At 67.3% G+C, this 19,060-nt stretch carries 20 protein-coding genes and 1 pseudogene; 12 read left to right on the top strand and 9 right to left on the bottom strand.

The window, feature by feature from the left end; genetic code table 11:
- Positions 1-149: 149 nt before the first annotated feature.
- Positions 150-1,079, bottom strand: a complete 930-nt coding sequence (locus tag ACFYXH_RS04950; RefSeq protein ID WP_389560594.1) for a DUF4344 domain-containing metallopeptidase — start codon at positions 1,077-1,079, stop codon at positions 150-152.
- A 312-nt stretch (positions 1,080-1,391) separates the two neighbouring features.
- Between ACFYXH_RS04950 and ACFYXH_RS04945 the strand changes: the two are divergent.
- A pseudogene (locus ACFYXH_RS04945) lies at positions 1,392-1,759 on the top strand (transposase); the annotation flags it as partial.
- Here ACFYXH_RS04945 and ACFYXH_RS04940 read toward each other — a convergent pair.
- Complete coding sequence (locus ACFYXH_RS04940) at positions 1,674-2,144, bottom strand: DUF5959 family protein (RefSeq protein ID WP_389560592.1); 471 nt, start codon at positions 2,142-2,144, stop codon at positions 1,674-1,676. The pseudogene ACFYXH_RS04945 and the gene ACFYXH_RS04940 overlap by 86 nt on opposite strands.
- A gap of 361 nt (positions 2,145-2,505) precedes the next feature.
- On the opposite strand from ACFYXH_RS04940, the gene ACFYXH_RS04935 reads away from it, so the two are divergent.
- Positions 2,506-2,967: a hypothetical protein gene (locus tag ACFYXH_RS04935; RefSeq protein ID WP_389560591.1), complete on the top strand. Its 462-nt coding sequence runs from the start codon at positions 2,506-2,508 to the stop codon at positions 2,965-2,967.
- A gap of 203 nt (positions 2,968-3,170) precedes the next feature.
- Here the strand turns inward: ACFYXH_RS04935 and ACFYXH_RS04930 are convergent, their stop codons facing one another.
- The gene (locus ACFYXH_RS04930) at positions 3,171-3,683 is read right to left on the bottom strand and encodes a hypothetical protein (protein ID WP_389560589.1); all 513 of its coding nucleotides are present in this window, start codon (positions 3,681-3,683) and stop codon (positions 3,171-3,173) included.
- A 55-nt stretch (positions 3,684-3,738) separates the two neighbouring features.
- On the bottom strand, positions 3,739-4,104 hold the full coding sequence (locus ACFYXH_RS04925; RefSeq protein WP_389560671.1) for a helix-turn-helix domain-containing protein: 366 nt from the start codon (positions 4,102-4,104) through the stop codon (positions 3,739-3,741).
- Positions 4,105-4,313: 209 nt separating this feature from the next.
- On the opposite strand from ACFYXH_RS04925, the gene ACFYXH_RS04920 reads away from it, so the two are divergent.
- Both ACFYXH_RS04920 and ACFYXH_RS04915 read left to right on the top strand, forming a co-directional pair.
- Positions 4,314-4,616, top strand: coding sequence for a hypothetical protein (locus ACFYXH_RS04920; RefSeq protein WP_389560588.1), 303 nt, complete (start codon positions 4,314-4,316; stop codon positions 4,614-4,616).
- A gap of 368 nt (positions 4,617-4,984) precedes the next feature.
- A complete protein-coding gene (locus ACFYXH_RS04915) occupies positions 4,985-5,899 on the top strand; it encodes a glycosyltransferase family 2 protein (RefSeq protein ID WP_389560587.1) in 915 nt (304 codons plus the stop codon).
- Positions 5,900-5,927: 28 nt separating this feature from the next.
- Here the strand turns inward: ACFYXH_RS04915 and ACFYXH_RS04910 are convergent, their stop codons facing one another.
- Positions 5,928-7,283 carry a DUF2079 domain-containing protein gene (locus ACFYXH_RS04910; RefSeq protein ID WP_389560585.1) on the bottom strand — a complete coding sequence of 452 codons (1,356 nt, stop codon included), beginning with the start codon at positions 7,281-7,283 and terminating at the stop codon, positions 5,928-5,930.
- A gap of 625 nt (positions 7,284-7,908) precedes the next feature.
- Here ACFYXH_RS04910 and ACFYXH_RS04905 point away from each other — a divergent pair.
- Complete coding sequence (locus ACFYXH_RS04905) at positions 7,909-9,261, top strand: rhodanese-like domain-containing protein (protein WP_389560584.1); 1,353 nt, start codon at positions 7,909-7,911, stop codon at positions 9,259-9,261.
- Between the two features lie 203 nt (positions 9,262-9,464).
- Positions 9,465-10,949 carry a DUF2079 domain-containing protein gene (locus ACFYXH_RS04900; protein WP_389560583.1) on the top strand — a complete coding sequence of 495 codons (1,485 nt, stop codon included), beginning with the start codon at positions 9,465-9,467 and terminating at the stop codon, positions 10,947-10,949.
- Positions 10,950-11,046: 97 nt separating this feature from the next.
- Here ACFYXH_RS04900 and ACFYXH_RS04895 read toward each other — a convergent pair whose 3' ends face one another.
- Complete coding sequence (locus ACFYXH_RS04895; RefSeq protein ID WP_389560581.1) at positions 11,047-11,766, bottom strand: peptidylprolyl isomerase; 720 nt, start codon at positions 11,764-11,766, stop codon at positions 11,047-11,049.
- A gap of 539 nt (positions 11,767-12,305) precedes the next feature.
- On the opposite strand from ACFYXH_RS04895, the gene ACFYXH_RS04890 reads away from it, so the two are divergent.
- Positions 12,306-12,530 (top strand): DUF6296 family protein, encoded by a 225-nt coding sequence (locus ACFYXH_RS04890; RefSeq protein WP_327326086.1) that lies wholly within the window; start codon positions 12,306-12,308, stop codon positions 12,528-12,530.
- Positions 12,531-12,691: 161 nt separating this feature from the next.
- A complete protein-coding gene (locus ACFYXH_RS04885) occupies positions 12,692-13,045 on the top strand; it encodes a hypothetical protein (RefSeq protein ID WP_389560580.1) in 354 nt (117 codons plus the stop codon).
- 19 nt (positions 13,046-13,064) lie between these two features.
- Here ACFYXH_RS04885 and ACFYXH_RS04880 read toward each other — a convergent pair whose 3' ends face one another.
- On the bottom strand, positions 13,065-13,952 hold the full coding sequence (locus tag ACFYXH_RS04880) for a DUF2867 domain-containing protein (protein WP_389560578.1): 888 nt from the start codon (positions 13,950-13,952) through the stop codon (positions 13,065-13,067).
- A gap of 45 nt (positions 13,953-13,997) precedes the next feature.
- On the opposite strand from ACFYXH_RS04880, the gene ACFYXH_RS04875 reads away from it, so the two are divergent.
- Complete coding sequence (locus ACFYXH_RS04875; protein WP_389560576.1) at positions 13,998-14,603, top strand: TetR/AcrR family transcriptional regulator; 606 nt, start codon at positions 13,998-14,000, stop codon at positions 14,601-14,603.
- A gap of 80 nt (positions 14,604-14,683) precedes the next feature.
- Here ACFYXH_RS04875 and ACFYXH_RS04870 read toward each other — a convergent pair whose 3' ends face one another.
- Complete coding sequence (locus ACFYXH_RS04870) at positions 14,684-15,784, bottom strand: Ku protein (protein ID WP_389560575.1); 1,101 nt, start codon at positions 15,782-15,784, stop codon at positions 14,684-14,686.
- Positions 15,785-15,833: 49 nt separating this feature from the next.
- On the opposite strand from ACFYXH_RS04870, the gene ligD reads away from it, so the two are divergent.
- The 3 genes from ligD (at position 15,834) to ACFYXH_RS04855 (ending at position 18,144) form a co-directional block, all read left to right on the top strand.
- The gene (gene ligD, locus ACFYXH_RS04865) at positions 15,834-16,709 is read left to right on the top strand and encodes a non-homologous end-joining DNA ligase (RefSeq protein WP_389560573.1); all 876 of its coding nucleotides are present in this window, start codon (positions 15,834-15,836) and stop codon (positions 16,707-16,709) included.
- The gene (locus ACFYXH_RS04860; RefSeq protein ID WP_389560572.1) at positions 16,706-17,626 is read left to right on the top strand and encodes an RNA ligase family protein; all 921 of its coding nucleotides are present in this window, start codon (positions 16,706-16,708) and stop codon (positions 17,624-17,626) included. The genes ligD and ACFYXH_RS04860 overlap by 4 nt, the downstream gene beginning before the upstream one ends.
- A gap of 86 nt (positions 17,627-17,712) precedes the next feature.
- Positions 17,713-18,144 (top strand): nuclear transport factor 2 family protein, encoded by a 432-nt coding sequence (locus ACFYXH_RS04855; RefSeq protein WP_389560570.1) that lies wholly within the window; start codon positions 17,713-17,715, stop codon positions 18,142-18,144.
- A 68-nt stretch (positions 18,145-18,212) separates the two neighbouring features.
- Here ACFYXH_RS04855 and ACFYXH_RS04850 read toward each other — a convergent pair whose 3' ends face one another.
- Positions 18,213-19,013, bottom strand: a complete 801-nt coding sequence (locus tag ACFYXH_RS04850; protein WP_389560568.1) for a nuclease-related domain-containing protein — start codon at positions 19,011-19,013, stop codon at positions 18,213-18,215.
- Between the last annotated feature and the right edge of the window lie 47 nt (positions 19,014-19,060).

Genomic DNA, 19,060 nt, shown 5'->3' with positions numbered 1-19,060 from the left:
TCGCTACGAACGCAAAGCCGACCACTTCCTCGCCTTCACCAGCATCGCCTGCACCCTCATCTGCTACCGCAGACTCACCAAATGAGATGACGTCTTAGGCCCGCGCCATTGAGGGGCGGCCGGAGTTGCGGGCCGATGGCTCTGAATGCTCATTGCTCGCTGCGGATCTTGTCGAGCTCCTTCTCGAAGGCCTTCGTCTCCGCGATCAGCTGGTCGCGTGCGTTCTCCTGCGCCTTGTCGCCCTGGTCCTTGAATGCCCCGCTGAAATGTTTCTCGAGTTGGGTCCACCAGCCGAAGTCCAGCATCGCCCATGCCTGCGGACACAACGGGGCGCGGGTTTTCGGCAGGTAACCGGCACCGACCAGGGGCCCGCGGAACCTCTTCGGGTCGCTCCCCTCGAGGTAGCAAAGGAAGTTGAAGACCCGTTGCTGGGTAACGGGGTGATCGCTCGAGAGCCCCTCCAGCGTCAGCTTGCCCTCCTCGCGGGCGATCTCGTCGAACAGGATTGCGGCTGCCAGCGACGGATCCGGTCCAACCTCGTTGACGGTGTAGAACGACGCGAACCCGTCGGCGGCGTCCTCCTCGAGGCCGAGATTCGCAAGCAGAAGCTGACGCTGCAGAGCATGGCCCATCTCGTGGCCGAGGATGAACTGGGTCGACAGCGCGGTCAGGTCGTCGGCGTTGAACCTGGCCTCGGGGAACAGGGCGGGACGCTTGACGGTCTTGACCACGTTGCTGAGGACCCCTTCGATCTGGGTCAGGAACGGCGGCGGCACAAAGATCGTCCTGCCGTCGGGCTGGGTGACCGCATCCGTAACCCCCGGTGGGACCTTGTCGGTGACTTTCACGACCAGGTCATGCGGGAGGGCGACCGACTTGTTCACCCAGTCGGCGACCTGCTCGAGCACGCGGGACTTCCGGATCACCGCTACGACCTGCCGGTCCTTCGGCTTGATCGCGTTGTCCTGGTAGACGACCGTGACCTTGCCGTTCGCGTCAGCCTTGTTGCCGTCGCCGCCACACGAGGCGACTGCGAAGCCGGCGACGAGCAGCGCCCCCGCGAAAGCAGTCCTGGACATGGCCGAGTACCCACCACTACTCAGCACCCTGGTCAGCTCTTTTCCTTGGTCAGGGCGTTGGGGCGGGCGGTTGCACTTTCGTGGTCTCCGAAGCCACTTCCCGATGCCGGAGGAGGGACTCGAACGTAACGAGCCGGGGACGGCGAGCGGTATCGCAGGTTCGAAGGTGCCGACGGCCGGATGCCGGAGGCAGGACTCGAACCTGACACGCGGATTATGATCGACGGACCCTGCGTCCGCAATGACCCATTTGCGGCGGTTTTCGTCCCGCTTGCGCTGGCCACCTACGCTATCGATGCCACACGTCAGCGGGTGCTCGAGGCGGTGCCGCCGGTGCGCGGCAAACGTGGCAGGCCCCGCCGGCGCCCGGACGTCGTCCTGGCAGACCGTGGCTACGACCACGCCAAGTACCGGCGGCGTGGCGGCTGGTGCGCGAGCTGGGCATCCGGCCGCTGATCGCCCGCCGTAACATCCAGCACGGCTCCGGGCTTGGCACCCAGCGGTGGGTCGTCGAGCGTACGTTCGCGCTGCTGCACCACTTCCGTCGGCTGCGTATCCGCTGGGAGATCCGCGATGACATCCACGAGGCCCTGCTCAGCCTGGGATGCGCGATGATCTGCCGGCGGCGTGGCTTCCCCACTCTGACGGGATCGGGCTCCAGGAAGCAATCAGCTCGCTGAGTCGCGTGCGATGGTCTGCGATCCACCCGTCCGGCAGATCGATCGGAACGCGCACGGTGACGGTCGAGCCCGATTCGTCCTCGACGATCACCTCTGGGCAGTCGCGTTCACCGGTGAGCTCGATGAAGACGGACGGCCCTCGATCCATCTCCATCCAGGCGATCTCCTCCCCACCGTCGAGCCTGTCCAGGGCGCGGCCCCCGGCTTCCAACTTCGAGGCTGACAGCACCAGATCGATGCTTCCGCTCACGAAGGGCGTGCCGACAGCGATCTCGGACGCAAGGCCGGCGGACCATCGTGGGTGCTGCCCCAGCACCTTGATGCTCACGCTGTTGCCCTCGTCATCGGCGAGAACAACAAGATCCATCGGCGTAACCTCGGCCACAGCTCTCCTTCGTCCAACGAGCACGCGAGGGATCGTGGCCCATCCATGGAACTCGGCGCCAGTGCATTCAGCTCATTCCGTTAGGAGTTCTTAGCGCTTTGCGGGCATTCCTCGATGGCCCTCCCAGCGACGGCGACGAGCTCGTCGAGTGTGGTCCCGGCGGGCGCGTAGGCGATGCAGTGGGCGATATCGCGCGGGGTGGTGCGCTTGGATGCGCTCCAGCCCAGGGCCGAGGCCGAGCACCGAGCAGTGCGGTAGGCGTCCGCGGTCTCCCCACGGCGGGTTGCAGTCGCGGTGCCGACGGATTGCGGTGATCCTGTCAGGGGGAGCGTGGCTGGCTTCGCACGGGCATTGTGCGTCGGTGACCGCGCTGTACAGGAAGGCGACGGCCATGACAGCGATGCCGAACAAGACACGGCTAGGGCACGGGGGGCCCGACAGCGAAACGATGAACGGCGCGTCCGTGTTCGCCGGGGCCATGCTGATGCTCAGCGGGCCACTCAGCATTCTTATGGGCGCATCCGGCATCGCACAGGACACCGTGTTCTCCTCCTCGTCCCAGTACGCCTACCGGTTCGACCTAACCGCTTGGGGCGTGATTCACCTCGTGGTCGGAGTGGCGCTCGTCATTGCTGGCCTGGGAGTTTTGACAAACAAGAGCTGGGGTCGCGGGGCCGCCGCAGCAGCGGCAGGGATCAGCCTGATCACCCAGTTCATGTTCGTTCCGTACTACCCGGCGTGGGCCATCTTCGTGATGACACTCGACCTCTTGATCGTGTTTGCGCTGACGAGGGTCCATGTCGGAACCAGCGGCGGTCAGTGAACCCAGACGGGACCATTGCCGGTGGGAACCGTTGCGGACGAGACCATGGGCACTTGTATCGAGATCGAGGTTGAAGACGGGGACTCACGCCATCACATGAGATGACTTCATATTTCGAATGCGGTCTTGTTGTAGGCCTAGAGCGACCGAGTGCGTTCGACGTAACAGGAGCTGGTCCGCGCACGGCGTCGTGGGCGATCAGCTCACTGACGGGGGCAACGGGAAAGACCGATTTGGGCATGGACAATGGCCATTGGCCTGGCCTTTGCCCTGGCCGCGAGATCTTCGAAATAAAGCATTGCCTTGGAGGAGAGCTCTCGCTCCCTATAGATGTAGGGGGCCAGGACATCCCACATCGCGACGATGTTCCATCCGTACGAACCGATGACGATCTGCTCATCGACGACACCGTGAGCGACGAGCTTGCCCACGTCGTCGTAGAAGAGGCTGATGCGGCGGATAGGGCGCTTGGCCTCATCCGGCAGGTAGCGGTATCCGTTGTCGGGTGGATGCTCGGTCGCCAACCTCCTCGCTACGTACTCGATGGCCTGCGAGAAGTCAGGCTCTCTCGTCTCCCTGAACAGCTGTATGACAATGGGCAGCACATTGGAGTTCTGGGCAAGCCGGAGCTGTCGCCGAGACATCGCCAAGGAGGTTGCCAACGCAGCCGCGGCTACCAGGACAGCCAGGAGGTTCAGCGCGAGCGACAGGCTCATGTCCGGAGGCTACCTGCGTTGCGCACCCGGTAGAAGACTCCCACGGTCCCGGCGCTTAGTCCCAGACCGAGGCAACTGCCTTGCGGGTGTGCTCCGATCGGGATGGCATGAGGTGCGCGTACACGCGGAGGGTCGGGCCGGGGTCGTAGTGGAGGAGGTACTCGGCGAGCGCCTTGATGTTCTCCCCGGCGGTCCAGGAGGACCGAGGCGTAGAAGTGGCACATGGTGTGCATGCCGTTCTTCGTGCCACGTCCTCCTTCGTCGCCTTCAACAGGCCGCCCGCGTCCAGCACTTCGTCCGCAGCGTCCAAGAGCTCCGGCTGTGGGGCCCTGCGGCCGCGCTCCAAGGACGAGATCAGGTCCTCGCCGTAGCCCAGGCGGTCGCCGAGCTCCTTCTGTGTGAGGCCCGCCCGCTCCCGCAGGAACCTGATGAGTACCGTCCGTCATGGTGACCACCACCGCCCAACCCACGTACCCGCCCGGCCGGTTACTACCGGCACCTCGGACAGGCAACCGACCGTACCGATACACCCACTCTCCGTGCCGATGACTTACCTGGTCGGCGTACGGACATCCGGCCACGCTCTGTCACATAAAGCCAGAAATCGCCACGCCCCAACTCGACCTCCCCGTGGCCCATTTCAGCCGGCAGTTCAGCTCCACCCGGGGCGGCGAGCGTCTCGCCCGTCTGCTCGCCGTCCAGCAACTCACCGACTGGGGCTGGGCGCGGTACAGCCAGACCACACAGGCCGCCGCGCTGCTCGTCGCCGAACTGGCCACGAACTCGGTCACCCACGGCCGCGTGCCCGGCCGTGACTTTCTGCTGATCCTCATGGTGATCCAGCGCACGACGACCCCGACCACTCTCCGCATCGAGGTCACCGACTCTCGGGGCGAGACGGTCTGGGCCCAGCTCCTTGTCGTGGAACGATGACAAGATCTTCGAATCGGCCGACGAGCCGCACTTCCCGCCTTCGTACTCGCCCGAGCTGAACCCCCGGCGAGCTAGTCAACACACGCATTCTGCCCATGAGCAGCCGGGCCCGGGACCAGGCCCAACTCGCTGTCGAGACCCGCAGGTTCTTCCACCGCCGCCGGCGCAGGACCCACTTCGTCCGCGGGCCACTTCAATACGCGGGCACGGCGGAAGGACCGAGTGTGGACGCCACCGACACGCAGGGAGCACATACGGCGATGCGATATCGCCGGGTATGTTCCACTATGGGCATGCCGGAGATCAGGATTTCGGTCGTCGTGCCGTGCTACGACGAGAATGAAGTGATCGATAGCTTTCATGCTGCCTTGACCGCTGAACTCGAGCTGGTCGGTGAGCCCTATGAGATCTGCTATGTCGACGACGGCAGCGGCGACGGTACGGCAGAACGGCTGAGGGAATTGGCGGCCACCGCGCCGCAGGTGCGCTACACCTCCTTCAGCCGGAACTTCGGCAAGGAAGCCGCGCTGCTCGCCGGCATGCGCATGTCCCGGGGCGCCGTGGTCGTCCTCATGGACGCCGATCTGCAGCACCCCCCAGAGCTCATGCACCGCATGCTGGAGCTGTACCGGCGTGGCTACGACCAGGTGGTCGCACGCCGCGACCGCGCCGGGGAAGGCGTCGTGCGGACCGCGGTCAGCCGGGCGTACTACCGTCTCGTGCGCCACTTCATGGACGTCGAGGTCGTGGACGGCGCGGGCGACTTCCGCCTGCTGTCGCGGCGCGCGGTGGACGCCGTCCTGTCGCTCCCGGAGAGCAAGCGCTTCTCGAAGGGGCTCTTCTCATGGGTCGGCTTCGACACGGTCAATTTCACCTACCGCAATGTGCGTCGGGCGGCCGGGCGGTCCAAGTGGGGCGGCCGACGGCTCATCGACTACGGCATCGACGGGCTGCTCTCCTTCAACAGCCGTCCGCTGCGGCTCGCGATCCACACCGGCATGTGGCTGTTTCTCTCCGCCCTCGTCTACGCGTTCTGGATCGTCATCAACGCGGCGGTGAACGGCGTCGACACGCCCGGATACGCGACACTCATTACCGCCATCGTCGCGCTCAGCGGCATCCAGCTCGCCGTACTCGGCATCATCGGCGAGTACGTGGGCCGCATCTACCACGAGGCCAAGCGCCGCCCGCACTACGTAGTGCGCGAGACAAACGAGTCGGCCCCCCTGCGCCCCACCCGCGTTCTCCCCGTCGCCGGCGCAGCAGCACAGACCAAGTCATGAACCCGCCCGCCCCACGGGATGCTCAGCACTATCCCTGGCGCCAGAGGAGTACGAAGCCGTCCTGCTCGGCGACCGTGCGGTAGCCCCTGCTGCGGACATCATCCAAGCTGCTCTCCCTCATCTGCAGCCCATTGACCTGCAGCCGATACGGCGGCGCCAGAGTGTCCACCATGATCCACTGTGGATTGGGGCGGCTTTCTGGCCAGCCGTAGAGGCTGACGCTCGTACGGTTGGCGAGGTGGGGTACCAGCTTGTTGGACACCTGGACCGTCACGCCGTCAGGGATTTGGTCCATCAGCCTGTGGGCGACAGCGATGCGAGGGTCGGTCCGCCACATGGCCGGCTCGAACAGCCGCCACAGCGCAAACTGCGGCAGCAGCAGCAGGCTGATCGCGGCACAGGCCGCGACGTGCCGACGCACGCTTTTCTTACTCGAGTGCCGCCGGACCAGAGCGTCGATGAAGGCCGCGAAGACGATCGGCATCAGCACGAGCGAGTAGTGGTAGCCGGTGCCCCAGGGCTCGGGGTAGCTCGAAGCGAAGCGCCACAGCAGAGTCGGCAGCGCGACCCACATCAGCGGGGACCGCAAGGCCAGGCACAGGGTCGGCGCCAGCAGGAAAATGAGCGTGATGATCTTGGTCCCGGGGGTGATGAGACCGATCGTGTAGTGGTAGAGCAGGCCCCCCGACCCCCCGCTGCCGCCCGATACCCCCAGCCATTCCAGTCGGCCGAAGCCGCCCGCGGGGTTGAAGGACGGCAAGATCACCAGCACCTCCAGCAGGGTTCCGCCCATACCGATCGCGGCGGTGGTGATGCCGAGCCTGCGGTCGCCGCTCCGTACGATGAGGACTCCGATCACGGCCACCGTCAGCCCGAGGTCCTCCTTCACCAGCAGCAGCGGCAGGGCCCAGTACGCCGCCTGCCGCAGCCGGTCGTTCGCGAGGGCGGTCAGCGAGCACACGACGAGGGGCACGGCGAAGGCCACCTCGTGGAAGTCGAAGCCGACCCCACTGGCGATGCCCCAGGAGATGCCGTAGCAGATGCCGATGACTGCGGCCGCCCCGGAGCCCAGCGCCCGGCGCGCCCAGAGTGTCAGCGGCAGAACACTCACTGCGATCAATGCGGCTTGCACTGCGAGCAGGACCTTCGGTGACGCCCATAGCCAGTAGAGAGGGGCGATGAGGGCAAGAATGGGCGAGAAGTGGTCCCCCAGAACAGGGAAGTCGGGTCCCCTTACCTCGGAGACGGGCAGGTGCCCCGCGGCGTAGGAGCGCACGACCTGCTCGAAGATGGCCAGGTCGAAGCTATTGCTGAGCAGGCGCTCGTGGAGCCGCAGCGACAGCAGCAGATACGTGGAGAACAGCGCTCCGGTCAGAACCCACATCCACCACACGACGCGGGAACGATCGTTATCGGCGGGCCCGCCTACCGCGACGCCCTCTGGGGCCGAGTGCTCCGGCGGCCCCGTGAGGGTGGCGGTGGGAAGTGCTCGCATGGCCGTGCCTTCCGTGAGGCTGAGGCCATCAAGATGCCAGCAAGGTTCGACCCACGTCTCCGGAGCGCATCGTGGGTTGTCAGAATCCCCCAAACGGCCGAAGGCGCGGAGGCAGCGTCGCGCGGAGAGCGACTCCCCCGGCGTAGTCCTGGACGAACCGTCCCGACCCGTGACGTCCGCGTCCGATCGCCGACCCCCGCCAGGAGGACACCTTCTGACCTGGCAAAAGACCCGGATGCGGACATGCAGTCCCCGGCGGTCCTTGCCGATGCGGAGAGTCTCAGTCGTCGCTGCTGGCTCCCTCACCGACAGAATCTGCCGGGGGCCTGGCCAGAGCCGGGACAAGAGTCGCACGGGCCTTTGGACGTCTCCATAGGCGCTGCGGCTCTTTCCGGTTGTCCGGTGTATTGATGAGTTTCCTCCCTATTTCGCCCTAGTCAATACTTTTGCTCTACTTTCCCTAGGGCGGTATCCGGCCATTCGAGACCGGCCCCCGGACGTGTGGGGTGACGGCATGAACGGGATCGAGATCATGACCACGGCATCGCTCGGTGACACCAGCTATCTCCTGGTCAACGGCGACGAGGCCGCGCTGGTCGACCCGCAGCGGGACAGCTGGGGACTGATGGAGTCCTGTACGTCCAGGGGGGTGCGGATCCGGTACGTCCTGGAGACGCATGTGCACAACGATTACGTCTCCGGTGCGCTGGAGGTCCGCGCGGCGACTGACGCCACGGTGGCCGGCCCGGCCAGCGCGCCGTATGCCTTCGATCATCTGCCGCTGGTGGAGGACGACGAGATCGTCGTCGGAGACCTGACCGTGCGGGCGATGGAGACGCCCGGGCACACGGCGGAGCACACCTCGTACCTCGTTTTCGACGACACACGACTGGCGCCGACGGCCGTCTTCACCGGAGGCAGTCTGCTCGTGGGCGGTGCGGGCCGTACCGACCTGTCCGGTGACGACCGTACGGAGGTAGCTGGCCAGAGCGCAGTTCCGTTCGCTGCGGCGACTTTCGCTGCTGCCGGACGCCACCCGGGTGCTGCCGACGCACGGAGCAGGCAGCTCCTGCGCGGCCGGACCCTTGTCAGCGGACAGGACCACCACCATGGGCGCCGAGCGGCGTACCAACCCCACGCTGACCATCCAGGACGAGAAGAAGTTCGTCAGCCAACGGTTGTCGGGCCTGGCGCCGTACCCCGCCTATTACCACTACATGGCACCGATCACCGGTCCGGACCGGAGGTACTCGGTGGCCCGCCCACGCTCCGGGCGCTCACGCCGAGCGTGATGGAGGGGCTGGTCGGGGGCGGTGCTCAGATCGTCGACGGCCGCGACCGCAGAACCTTCGCCGCGGCCCATCTGCCCGGGTCGCTCTGCGACGAGCCGACCGACCGCTTCGCCGGCCTGGTCGGCGAGGTCGTCCCGTTCGGCACGCGCCTGGTGCTGGTGCTGCCGGAGCCGGCCGCGAGCGCGGCCGACGAGGCGGTGATCCAGTTGCTGCGGATCGGATACGAGAACGTCGCGGGAAATCTGTCGGGTGGTGTCGACGCCTGGCAGGCAGCCGGCCGGCCGCTGCGTTCTTTCCGTACCGCGGACGTGCTCGAACCGGCCGGGCACATCGCCGAACGGCTGGTGCTCGATGTGCGGCCGGAGCGCCCCGAGGGCGGAATTCCGGGCACGATCGCCGTGCCACTCGCCGAACTGCCCAGGCGGCTCGGCGAGATGCCCAGGGAGCGCGAGATCTGGACGGTCTGCGGGAGCGGCCGCCGGGCGACCGTCGCGGCCAGTCTGCTCGACCGGGTCGGCATCCCCGTGACGGCCGTGGTCAGCGGTGGCGTGGGGGACTTGACGGCGCACGCCTGAGAACGGCGCACGCAGGGGAGCGGCACACGCATGGGAGCGGCCGGCAACCGAATGCTCGTTGAGTAGCAAATGAGATGGCCTCTTCGGTTCGATGGCGCCCGCGCCAGGGGTGCGGCCATTCGGAGGATTCTGACCACACAGGAGGTAACTCGGAGTCAAGTATTCGAGGTTGCTGGCATCTTGAGGGTCCTCAGCCTCAGCTTTTGGAAGGCACGGTCATGCAAGCACCCCCCGCCGGCACCGCCACGCGCCCACCGCAACAATCAGATTTCGGCAATCAGACGGAAGCGAAGCCGTCTCACAGAAGTCAATCCCAAGTCGAATGGTGGATCTGGGTTCTGGCGGGGGCGCTGTTCTTCGCGTACATGGCATTGTCCCTGCGTATCCATCAACGGATGCTTTCCAACAGTTACGACCTGGGAATCTTTGAACAGGTCGTCCGCTCCTACGCGGATGGGCACCTGCCCGTCTCCGAGCTGAAGGCACCGGACTTTCCCGTCCTGGGGGACCACTTCTCTCCCATTCTGGCTCTTGTGGCACCTTTCTACTGGCTGTGGCGATCGCCGAACGCCTTGCTTGTGGTGCAGGCGGCGCTGGTCGCCGCCAGTGTTGTGCCTCTGGCTGTCTGGGCACGCCGAGAGCTGGGCTCCACGGCCGCCGCGGTTATCGGCATCTGCTACGGCATCTCCTGGGGGCTCGCAAGTGGGGTCGGCTTTGACTTCCATGAAGTGGCCTTCGCCGTTCCCCTCCTCGCGTTTTCACTGACCGCTCTCGGGAGTGACCGACTGCGCGCCGCGGCGTATTGGGCTCTGCCCTTGCTGCTGGTGAAGGAGGACCTCGGGCTCACGGTGGCCATGATCGGTCTCGTCATTGCCCGGCGCGGCGACCGCAAGCTCGGGATCATCACCGCTTCAGCCGGTCTGGCCGGCTCGCTGCTGGCGCTGCTGGTGTTTCTGCCGGCCGCCAATCCGAGTGGGTCATTTGCCTATTGGTACTGGCTGGACAGCCCGGGAGGCAGTGAAGGCGGGCTGACGGATCTGCTGTACAAAAACACGATCGGTCTCATCACCCCCGCGACCAAGATTTCGACTTTCGTGCTCGTGCTGGCCCCAACCCTGTTCCTGGCCTTGCGATCCCCGCTGCTGTGGATTGCACTGCCGACTCTGCTGTGGCGCTTCGCCTCAGGCAACACATTTCACTGGGGAACCGGCTACCACTATTCGCTGGTGCTGATGCCGATCGTCTTCGCGGCTTTCCTCGACGCCCTGATCCGACGGCGCTCAAGTACAAGCAGTCTGCGCCGTTACCTCGCGGGCTCTGCTGCGATGAGCCTCTTGATTCTTCCGCAGTTTCCGTTGTGGCAGCTGGTCCAGCCGGGAACCTGGCGAACAGATCCCCGCATCGCTGTGGCCCACAGGCTGATGGACCAAATCCCCGACGGCGCCACGGTCCAGGCATCCAATCAACTGGTACCCCAGCTCACCAACCGTACGAGCGTCAGCCTCTACGGCTGGCGCGACAGCCGCCCCAATCCTCAGTGGATCATCGTAGACACCTGGGTGCCGCGGGATAAGCACTGGCCGCTGAATGTAATCGAGGAGAAAATGTCCCTGGACCGCGCCCGCACTCAGGGATATCGCACCGTGGCTGACCAAAATGGCTTCGTACTGCTCAGCCGCACGGGCTAGTCAGACATCAAAGGCGGTCCAGTGGGGCGCTGGTCGGACTTGGCCGGCACCCCACCGGACGTCACCCACTGCTCTCACGCGGGCTTTTGATCGCTGCCTACCGAACACTTACCGACTTGATGATGACGGCCTCCTTCGGCCTGCCATCGGTGGATCCGTCCCGCGTCCCGTTCTCGGCGATTTCCTTCAATACGTCCAACCCATCGACGACTCTCGCGAACGGAGTCCAATCAGGCTGCATGTGGTATTCGGGATCGGCGTAGGTGATGAAGAACTGGCTGCCATTCCTGCCAGGAACCGCCTTGGACATCGCCACGGTGCCGGCCGAATATTTGGCTCCGTCCAGATTCTCGTCCCGGAAGAAGTACCCTGGATCAGCCTTGCCTTCTCCTGTGGGGTCCCCGCATTCCAATACGAAAATCCCTTGGGTGGTTACGCGGTGGCACTTACTGCCGTCGAAGTACCCCTTCTTGGCAAGGAAGGAGAACGAGTTGGTGGCGCAGGGGGCATTGCCGGTCAGGGCCTCGATGGTGACGGTTCCCATGTTGGTGGCCAGTTTGGCCTCGTACGGCCGGGCCGCCGATTTGGCGTCGAAGGCCGGGATACCCATGGACTTTTTGCCGCCGGTCGGTGTGTAGGAACATGGGGCCGCCGCCGGCGACTTCGCATCGGCACTGCGGCCGGTCAGGGAGACAGCTGTCCAGACCAGCCCTGAGCAGGACGCGGTGACCGCGAGTGCGATCGTCGCCGCCCTGACCATGCGCCTCCTGCTCTTTGTGACTTCATTCAGCTTTCCCGGCCAATCTCTGATGGACATTCGAGCCTCGATGTGGGTGGGTGGCAGTGGATGATGCGAAACGGAGCGTATCCAGGCGCCTTTGGATCGGTTACGCCGACACGCGCCGTTCCCGCGCCAACCCGGCGCGCGCGCAAAGGTGGTGCGCAAACCGGCCCGGATTGACCACCCGGCTCCGGCCACAACTGTCATCTGTTTTTAGGAGGATGGTCCCGGCCGCATTTCTGTCCGCTGCTTACCGACCTGAATCGACTGGCTGTTTCGACGGCTCGGCGGCGGGTGTTCCAGAAGCAGCCGAGTTCCCGAAGACCGCGATCCATCACCGCGCCAGTAGTGCCGCACGCCGGTATTGCCGCGGGGCGCGGCCGCCCGCGGGTGTCGCGGGCAGCCTCGCAGGGGGCGGCAGTCGCGGGATTCGGGCTGGTCCGGGCTGGTCCGGGCTGGTCCGGGCCGCTCCTGAGGCGCGGTGGGCAGGCGTGGGCGACCATGGAGGGGATCAGGTGCAGCGGCGAGACGTGGAGCGACGCTCCTGGCCCTGCCGAGCCTTGTCGGGAGGCCTTATGGAGTACCCGGAAAGGTACGAGCTGATATTTCAGGCGTCCGCCGTGGAGGACGACGTCGTGATCGTCCGGCGCACCGAGAGAGCGGGAGCGGGCGGATATCCGATCTACGAGGACGAGACGGGGATCGTGCGCGCCGAGATCAGTGACCGAGGAGAGGTACGGATGGTGGCCAGTGGAGGACATCAAGCGCCGGGGACTCCGACGGCGCGGGCACTCGGCTGACGCGGTGCGGCCGGCGGTGCGCCCGGCAGTGCGGCTGACGTGCGGTCGCTCTTTGACGGTCCACTCGGGCGGCCATGTGGCCGCTCGGCTCCCGTCCCGTCCGTCGGCCCGCCGCGCGGGCGGGCCGAGGGACGGCGCAGGCTCCCTCTGGAGGTGAGCTCATGAACCCCCGCAAGGTGCCGGCCCGGTGGGCGGAGCCTCTCCAGCCCCCACCCGGCTACTTCGGAGCGGAAGACACTCCGCCCGACGAGACGCGGCGGCGCCTCATCCTCGACTGGGCGGTGAATCAGCGGATCGCCAGCGGCTGGCGCGTCGAATCCCGCTCCGAGACGCAGGCGGTCATGGTCCGCGGCGAACCGGTGAACCATGTGCTGCACGCCATCCTCAGCCTCGTCACCTGCTTTTTGTGGGTCGTCGTGTGGGCCGTGCTCACCGTGCTGAACAGGGTCGAGCGGGTCGCCCTCACGGTCGATGCGCAAGGGCACGTCGTCGCTGTGCACGCTCCGCGGTCCTGAGCCGTCCCGGCACTCCGAGTCACCTCGCCGGCGCCGTCCTTGCCGAGGCCGGCGGCGCCGCGAAAGCCAGGCGGCGGTGAGCGCGGCGGAGCATCAGGCGGGACATGAACGGGTGGAAGCGGCGGACCACCGCGAAGTAGAGCCTGCCACGCCGGTTGTGGGTCTTCACCACCGTGGTGAGCGTGACTTTGTCGTCGGCGATCAGGACCGAGGCGCGGAAGTCCAAGTGGCTCGCGTCCTCGCCCAGCAGGAGCTCGTTCGACGCGGTCGCCCGGACCGCATAAGGGAGGACGCCGCGCCAGGCCTCGGGGTCGCGGGGCATGCCCGGGTTCAGAGGGAGTTGCCAGGCATCCGCGAAGTCCGGGGCGGCGAAGGCCTGGTGGGCCAGTTCGGCCTCACGCGGCACACCCGTCGCGGTCGGACGGTCCCAGATCATGCGGCGCATCAGACGTGCTCGCCGGGACCAGCGGTACGGGCGGCGCAGGCCGGACGGGGACACGGCGCGCTCGATGTTGTCGATGAGCTCCTCGATCATCGTGTCGTGCATCGGGCGGATCACCAGGGTCCAGAGCAGCCATGATCTGAGGCCCTGCTCCTGTTCGAGCACGTGGCGGACGCGGCAGCGGTCCCCGTCCAGCGGTTCTACGGCGAGGGCGTGGAAGCCGTTGGACGGCGGGGCGAAGTCGAAGCGGATGCTATGGCCGGGGTCGTACGCGCTCACCGAGTAGCGGATGAAGCCGTGACCGCCGTTCGCGCCGGCAGCGAGCGGGCCGTCGAAGAGGATCGGCGGCCAGACGGGGCTCGGGCTGAGCGGGTCGTCCTGGGAGGAAAGGCGGTCGAGCAGGGCGCCGACCACCTCCGGTGAGGCCTGAATTATGCGTTCATGGACGTTTCGTGCCGTGCGCATCCCGCACCTCCGTACGGTGGCGTATGTTTCACCGTACGGTAGCGTATGGACATGGCACGAGCAGAGCAGGCACGGCAGTCAAGGGGACCGGGACGCAAGAGACTCTCGGCGCGCGACTGGGCCGACGCGGCGCTCGCCGCCATCGGCGAGCGCGGGCTCGCGGCTGTCGCGGTGGAGCCGCTGGCCGCCCGGCTCGGAACGACCAAGGGCAGCTTCTACTGGCACTTCACCAACCGGGAAGCGCTGATCGAGGCCGCGCTCAGCCGGTGGGAGGAGATCTGTACCGAGGAGATCATCACCGCCATGGAGTGCGAGCCGGACCCCGAGAAGCGGCTGCGAACCCTCTTCGCCCAGGCGACCGCCTCAGCCGCCGAGGATCCGCTCGAGGTCTCCCTGCTCGCCACCGCCGACCATCCCCAAGTGGCGGTCGTGCTACGGCGGGTGACGGAGCGTCGGGTCGGCTATGTGGCGCACCTCTTCGAGGAACTGGGTTTCCCGCCGGACCAGGCACGGCAGCGCGGACTGCTCGCGTACACCAGCTATCTCGGGCACACCCAGCTGAGCCACGCCGTACCGCAGGCCCTCCCCGTCGGGGCCGAGCGCGGCGACTATCTGGAGTCCATGATGGACAACCTGCTGCGCCGCGCATAGAGCTGCGCCGCCTACAGAGCTGCGCCGCGCATGGACGGCTCAGCCCGAGGCCCCGGGCCGGGATCGGACCAGGATCAGGATCAGGCTGAGGCGCGCTTCTTCGCGGTGGCCTTCTTGGCCGTGGTCTTCTTCGCCGCCGACTTGGCCGCCGTGGACTTGGTGGCGGTCGCCTTCTTCGCCGTCGACTTGGTCGCCGTCGACTTGGCCGCCGTGGACTTGGTGGCGGTGGACTTGGTCGCCGTGGACTTGGTGGCACCGGACGCCGTCTTCTTCGCCGCCGTCTTCTTCGCCGCCGTCGCCGTGGACTTCTTCGCGTCGGCACCGCCCGACTTCGGCGCGGCCGCCGCCCGCTTGCGCCCCTTGATCGGAGTGACCTCGGCGACCTCCCCGCCCTCCTCGCCCCGCGCCTCCTTCGCCGCGCGCACGCTGCTCTCCAGCGCGGCCATCAGGTCGATGACCTTGCCGGGGGCGTGCTCCGCCGGTGCCGCCTCGGGCAACACGCCGCCACCCTCCACCTTGGCCGCGATCATGGCCTCGACCGCCTCCCGGTAGTCGTCGTGCAGCGAGTCCAGGTCGACTTCGCCGAGGGTGTTCATCAGCGCGTCGGCCAGGTCGAGTTCGGCCTCGCGGACGGTCACCTCGGTGTCCGGCGCGACGTCCTGCGGGCTGCGGATCTCGTCCGGCCAGAGCAGACCGTGCATGGCGATCACATTGTCGACGACGCGCAGCATGCCCAGGCGCTCCCGGCCGCGCAGCGCGAATTTGGCGATGGCGACCTTCTCGCTGCGCTTGAGCGCCTCGCGCAGAAGTGTGTACGGCTTGGCGGCCGGGATGCCGTTGGCCGACAGGTAGTACGCCGCGTCCATCTGGAGCGGGTCGATCGACGACGCCGGCACGAAGGCGACGATCTCGATCGTCTTCGCCGTGGGCAGCGGGAGCGCGCCGAGGTCCTCGTCGGTAATCGGGATGAGTGATCCGTCGGCGGCCTCGTACGCCTTGCCGATCTCGGCGGCCGTCACTTCCTTCTCCTCCAGCTCGCAGACCTTGCGGTAGCGGATCCGGCCGCCGTCGGCGGGGTGGATCTGGCGGAACGAGATGGCGTGGTTCTCGGTGGCGTTGACGAGCTTGATGGGGATGCTGACCAGCCCGAAGGAGATCGCACCGTTCCATATGGATCGCACGTTTCATCCCTTTCATCCGAAATCGTGGGATTCATGGGATTCTCATCGTATGACGCCGATCACGGAAGTGGAGGGGCGACGCCTGGCGCTCACCAACCTGGAGAAGGTCATCCACCCCGCCACCGGAACCACCAAGGGCGAGATCCTGCACTACTACGCCACCACGGCGGGCGCGATCCTCGCACATCTCGCCAACCGTCCGGTGTCCTTCCTCCGGTACCCGGACGGGCCGGACGGGCAGCTGTTCTTCACCAAGAACCCGCCACCCGGTACGCCGTCCTGGGTACGCACCGCCGCCGTACCCCGCTCGGAGGACAAGAACGCGCGGCAGGTCGTCATCCAGGACCTGTCGTCGCTGATGTGGGCGGCGAACCTCGTCGTGGAGTTCCATACGCCCCAGTGGCAGGCGGACGAGCCGGCGGTCGCCGACCGTATGGTCTTCGACCTCGATCCGGGCGCGCCCGCGACGATCGTCGAATGCTGTGCCGTTGCGCTGTGGCTGCGCGAGCGGCTGGCCGCGGACGGACTGCACGCGTACGCCAAGACCTCGGGCTCCAAGGGGCTGCACGTCCTCGTGCCGCTGGAGCCCACCCCTTCCGAGAAGGTCTCCGCGTACGCGAAGAGCCTGGCCGTTGAGGGCGAGGCCGCACTGCCGGGGCTGATCCTGCACCGGATGGCCCGCTCCCTGCGGCCCGGGAAGGTCTTCGTCGACCACAGCCAGAACGCCGCCGCGAAGACCACCGCGGCGCCCTACACGCTGCGCGCCCGCGCCGAGCCGACCGTCTCCACGCCGGTGACCTGGGAAGAGGTCGAGGCACAGCAGAACCTCGACTTCCGGATCGGCGACATCGCGCCACGGCTGGCGCGGTACGGGGATCTGCTCGGCCCGCTCATCAATCTCAACCGGGCCGGGCCACTGCCATGAGCAGCGCGCCGAGGCCCCCGCTGAAGGTGGCGCTCGCCGAATCGGTGAGCGTGCTGCCGCGCGGCCACGGCCTGGCGTACGAGCCGAAGTTCGACGGCCACCGGATGGTGATCTTCCGGGCCGGTGGCAAGGTGGTGCTCCAGGCCCGTTCGGGACGGATCGTCACCTCGGCCTTCCCCGATCTCGCGGATGCGGCACGGCAGTTGCCGGACGGCACGGTTCTGGACGGCGAGGTGGTGGTCTGGACGGAGGGCCGTACGGACTTCGCCGCCGTACAGAAGCGCGCGGCCGCCACACCCGGGCGCGCGCCCACTCTCGCGCGCCGGCTGCCCGCTTCGTACGCGGCCTTCGATCTGCTCGCCGAAGGGGGCGAGGATCTGCGGCGGCTGGCGTACGAGAAACGGCGCGCGCGACTGGTCGCTCTGCTCGGCCCGCTCGGTCCGCCGCTGCAGGCCGTACCGATGACCCTGGACGCCGAGGAGGCCGCCACCTGGTTCGAGACCCTGCCCGCGATCGGCGTCGAGGGGCTGGTGGTCAAGCGCCTCGACCAGACCTATCGGAGCGGCACGCGCGCGTGGCTGAAACTGCGGCACACGTATGCGCGCGATGCGGCGGTCGTCGGCTTCACCGGCACTCCGGCGTGGCCGGCCGCGCTGGCGCTGGCACTTCCGGACGACGACACCCCGGTGGTGTCGAGTCCGCTCGCTCCGGCACTGCGCGCACAGGCGGCGGTCGCGCTGCACGGGCGGGCGACCGGCGAGACCGGGACGGCGATGGCGATCGGGGTGGGCGAAATCGCGTACCGAACCGTTGAGCCGGGAGTGACGGCCGAGGTGGAGCAGGGGACGACGCGGCACACCGTCACCACGGTGCTGCGGCTGCGGCTCCCTCAGGATCAGGATCGGGATCACACCTGAGCCAGAATCAGGAACAGTAATCAAGTTTGACTAGCTTACCACCGGGGATACCTTCCTCAAGTGGTCAAACTTGAAGAGGAGACGGCGTGACCGTTCTGCCCGACACCGGATACACCCCCACCCCCGAGGAACTGGCGAGCATCGAGGCGTGGTTCGCCGCGTACGACGCACACAGCGCCAAGCGCGAGGTCGAGCGCATGGCGGACCTCGCCGTCTTCCCGCTCAACCTGGTCAGCGACGACTCGGCGGGCAACGGCGCCTCCGCACAGTGGGACCGGCAGCAGTTCATCGAGACCATGGGCCAGGTGATGGGTGACGGCAGTGACGACATCACCTTCGAGTCGACGCGTACGCCCGTCTTCCTCTCCCCCGCCATGGCCGTCGTCTTCACGGACTCGACGATGACCATGGACGGACGGACGCAGCAGCTGCGGTACGCCGACATCCTGATCAGGCGGGACGGGACGTGGGCGTTCCAGACCATGCTCCAGGGCGGCTGGGGCGACAACCTCCGCTGACCGCAGACCGCCGACCGCCGACCACTCGCTGCTGACTGCTGACCGCTGACGCGTGATGCGACGCAACGTCAGACGCGCAGCCAGCTGCGGCGGTCGCGCGCCGTCGCGTACAGCGACTCGATGTCCGCGGGCTTCAGTACGCCGCCGAGCCTCGTCAGCGCAGGCACCTCGTCGTCCCGCAGAATCCTTACGTCCGGCGGTGCGGGCACCACGTCCAGCCGCGCCGCTCCGACCACGGCGAGCACCGGGCGTACCGCGGCCGTCAGCGCGAGCGCGGCGCGCTCGGCCCGGCGGCGGGCCAGGCGCAGCTGTGGGACCGGCTCTCCGCGGCCGACCCGGACCATGGGGTCGGCGATCCGCACCCGCAGCCGGCGGGCCTGGAGCGTGTGCACGGCCAGCACCCCGGCGGGCCCGATGACGAGATGGTCGATGTGCTCGGTGCCGGGCAGCGGAACCGAGTGCAGGATCCGCCAGCCCGCGCCCTCCAGCCGGTCGAACTCGCCGCCCAGCAGCTGCTGCGCGGCGAGTTCGGCGCGGCGCGGATCCTGGCGGAAACGGTGCCCGGCGGGGAGATGGTCCAGTTCGGCGTGCAGCGCCTCGCCGGGACGGTTGGGGGCCAGGTCGTCGTCGGGGTGCAGAGACAGCCTGGCGAGGTCGGCGGAGGTGGGGACGGGCGGCGGACCGACGGTCACATCGTCGGTGAGATACGGGGCGAGGGCTGCCAGCACATCGGCACGGTGGCGGTCGGAGACCAGGCTGACCCGGCCGGTGTCCCGGTCGTACCAGGCGATGCTCCGGCCGTTCGGCAGGCTGACGTACAGCCGGTCCCGGCCCTGCCTGCGTGCTGGTGTGACGCGCAGTCCCGTCATGCCACCACCCCCCGACCATGGGAACAGCCCACGTGCCTTCGGGGCAA

Source organism: Streptomyces sp. NPDC002730 (genome assembly GCF_042888805.1).
Classification (GTDB): domain Bacteria; phylum Actinomycetota; class Actinomycetes; order Streptomycetales; family Streptomycetaceae; genus Streptomyces.
The sequence above is the reverse complement of the archived record's forward strand: the minus strand, read 5'-3'. Positions and strand labels throughout refer to the sequence as shown.

What these genes read in the sequence shown, in the direction of transcription:
- ACFYXH_RS04860 (WP_389560572.1), top strand. Translation starts at nt 16,706, where the DNA reads ATGAGCAGCGCGCCGAGGCCCCCGCTGAAGGTGGCGCTCGCCGAATCG.
- ligD (WP_389560573.1), top strand. Translation starts at nt 15,834, where the DNA reads ATGACGCCGATCACGGAAGTGGAGGGGCGACGCCTGGCGCTCACCAAC.
- ACFYXH_RS04885 (WP_389560580.1), top strand. Translation starts at nt 12,692, where the DNA reads ATGAACCCCCGCAAGGTGCCGGCCCGGTGGGCGGAGCCTCTCCAGCCC.
- ACFYXH_RS04875 (WP_389560576.1), top strand. Translation starts at nt 13,998, where the DNA reads ATGGACATGGCACGAGCAGAGCAGGCACGGCAGTCAAGGGGACCGGGA.
- ACFYXH_RS04850 (WP_389560568.1), bottom strand. Translation starts at nt 19,013, where the DNA reads ATGACGGGACTGCGCGTCACACCAGCACGCAGGCAGGGCCGGGACCGG.
- ACFYXH_RS04930 (WP_389560589.1), bottom strand. Translation starts at nt 3,683, where the DNA reads ATGAGCCTGTCGCTCGCGCTGAACCTCCTGGCTGTCCTGGTAGCCGCG.
- ACFYXH_RS04950 (WP_389560594.1), bottom strand. Translation starts at nt 1,079, where the DNA reads ATGTCCAGGACTGCTTTCGCGGGGGCGCTGCTCGTCGCCGGCTTCGCA.
- ACFYXH_RS04905 (WP_389560584.1), top strand. Translation starts at nt 7,909, where the DNA reads ATGAACGGGATCGAGATCATGACCACGGCATCGCTCGGTGACACCAGC.
- ACFYXH_RS04890 (WP_327326086.1), top strand. Translation starts at nt 12,306, where the DNA reads ATGGAGTACCCGGAAAGGTACGAGCTGATATTTCAGGCGTCCGCCGTG.
- ACFYXH_RS04895 (WP_389560581.1), bottom strand. Translation starts at nt 11,766, where the DNA reads ATGTCCATCAGAGATTGGCCGGGAAAGCTGAATGAAGTCACAAAGAGC.
- ACFYXH_RS04880 (WP_389560578.1), bottom strand. Translation starts at nt 13,952, where the DNA reads ATGCGCACGGCACGAAACGTCCATGAACGCATAATTCAGGCCTCACCG.
- ACFYXH_RS04910 (WP_389560585.1), bottom strand. Translation starts at nt 7,283, where the DNA reads ATGTGGGTTCTGACCGGAGCGCTGTTCTCCACGTATCTGCTGCTGTCG.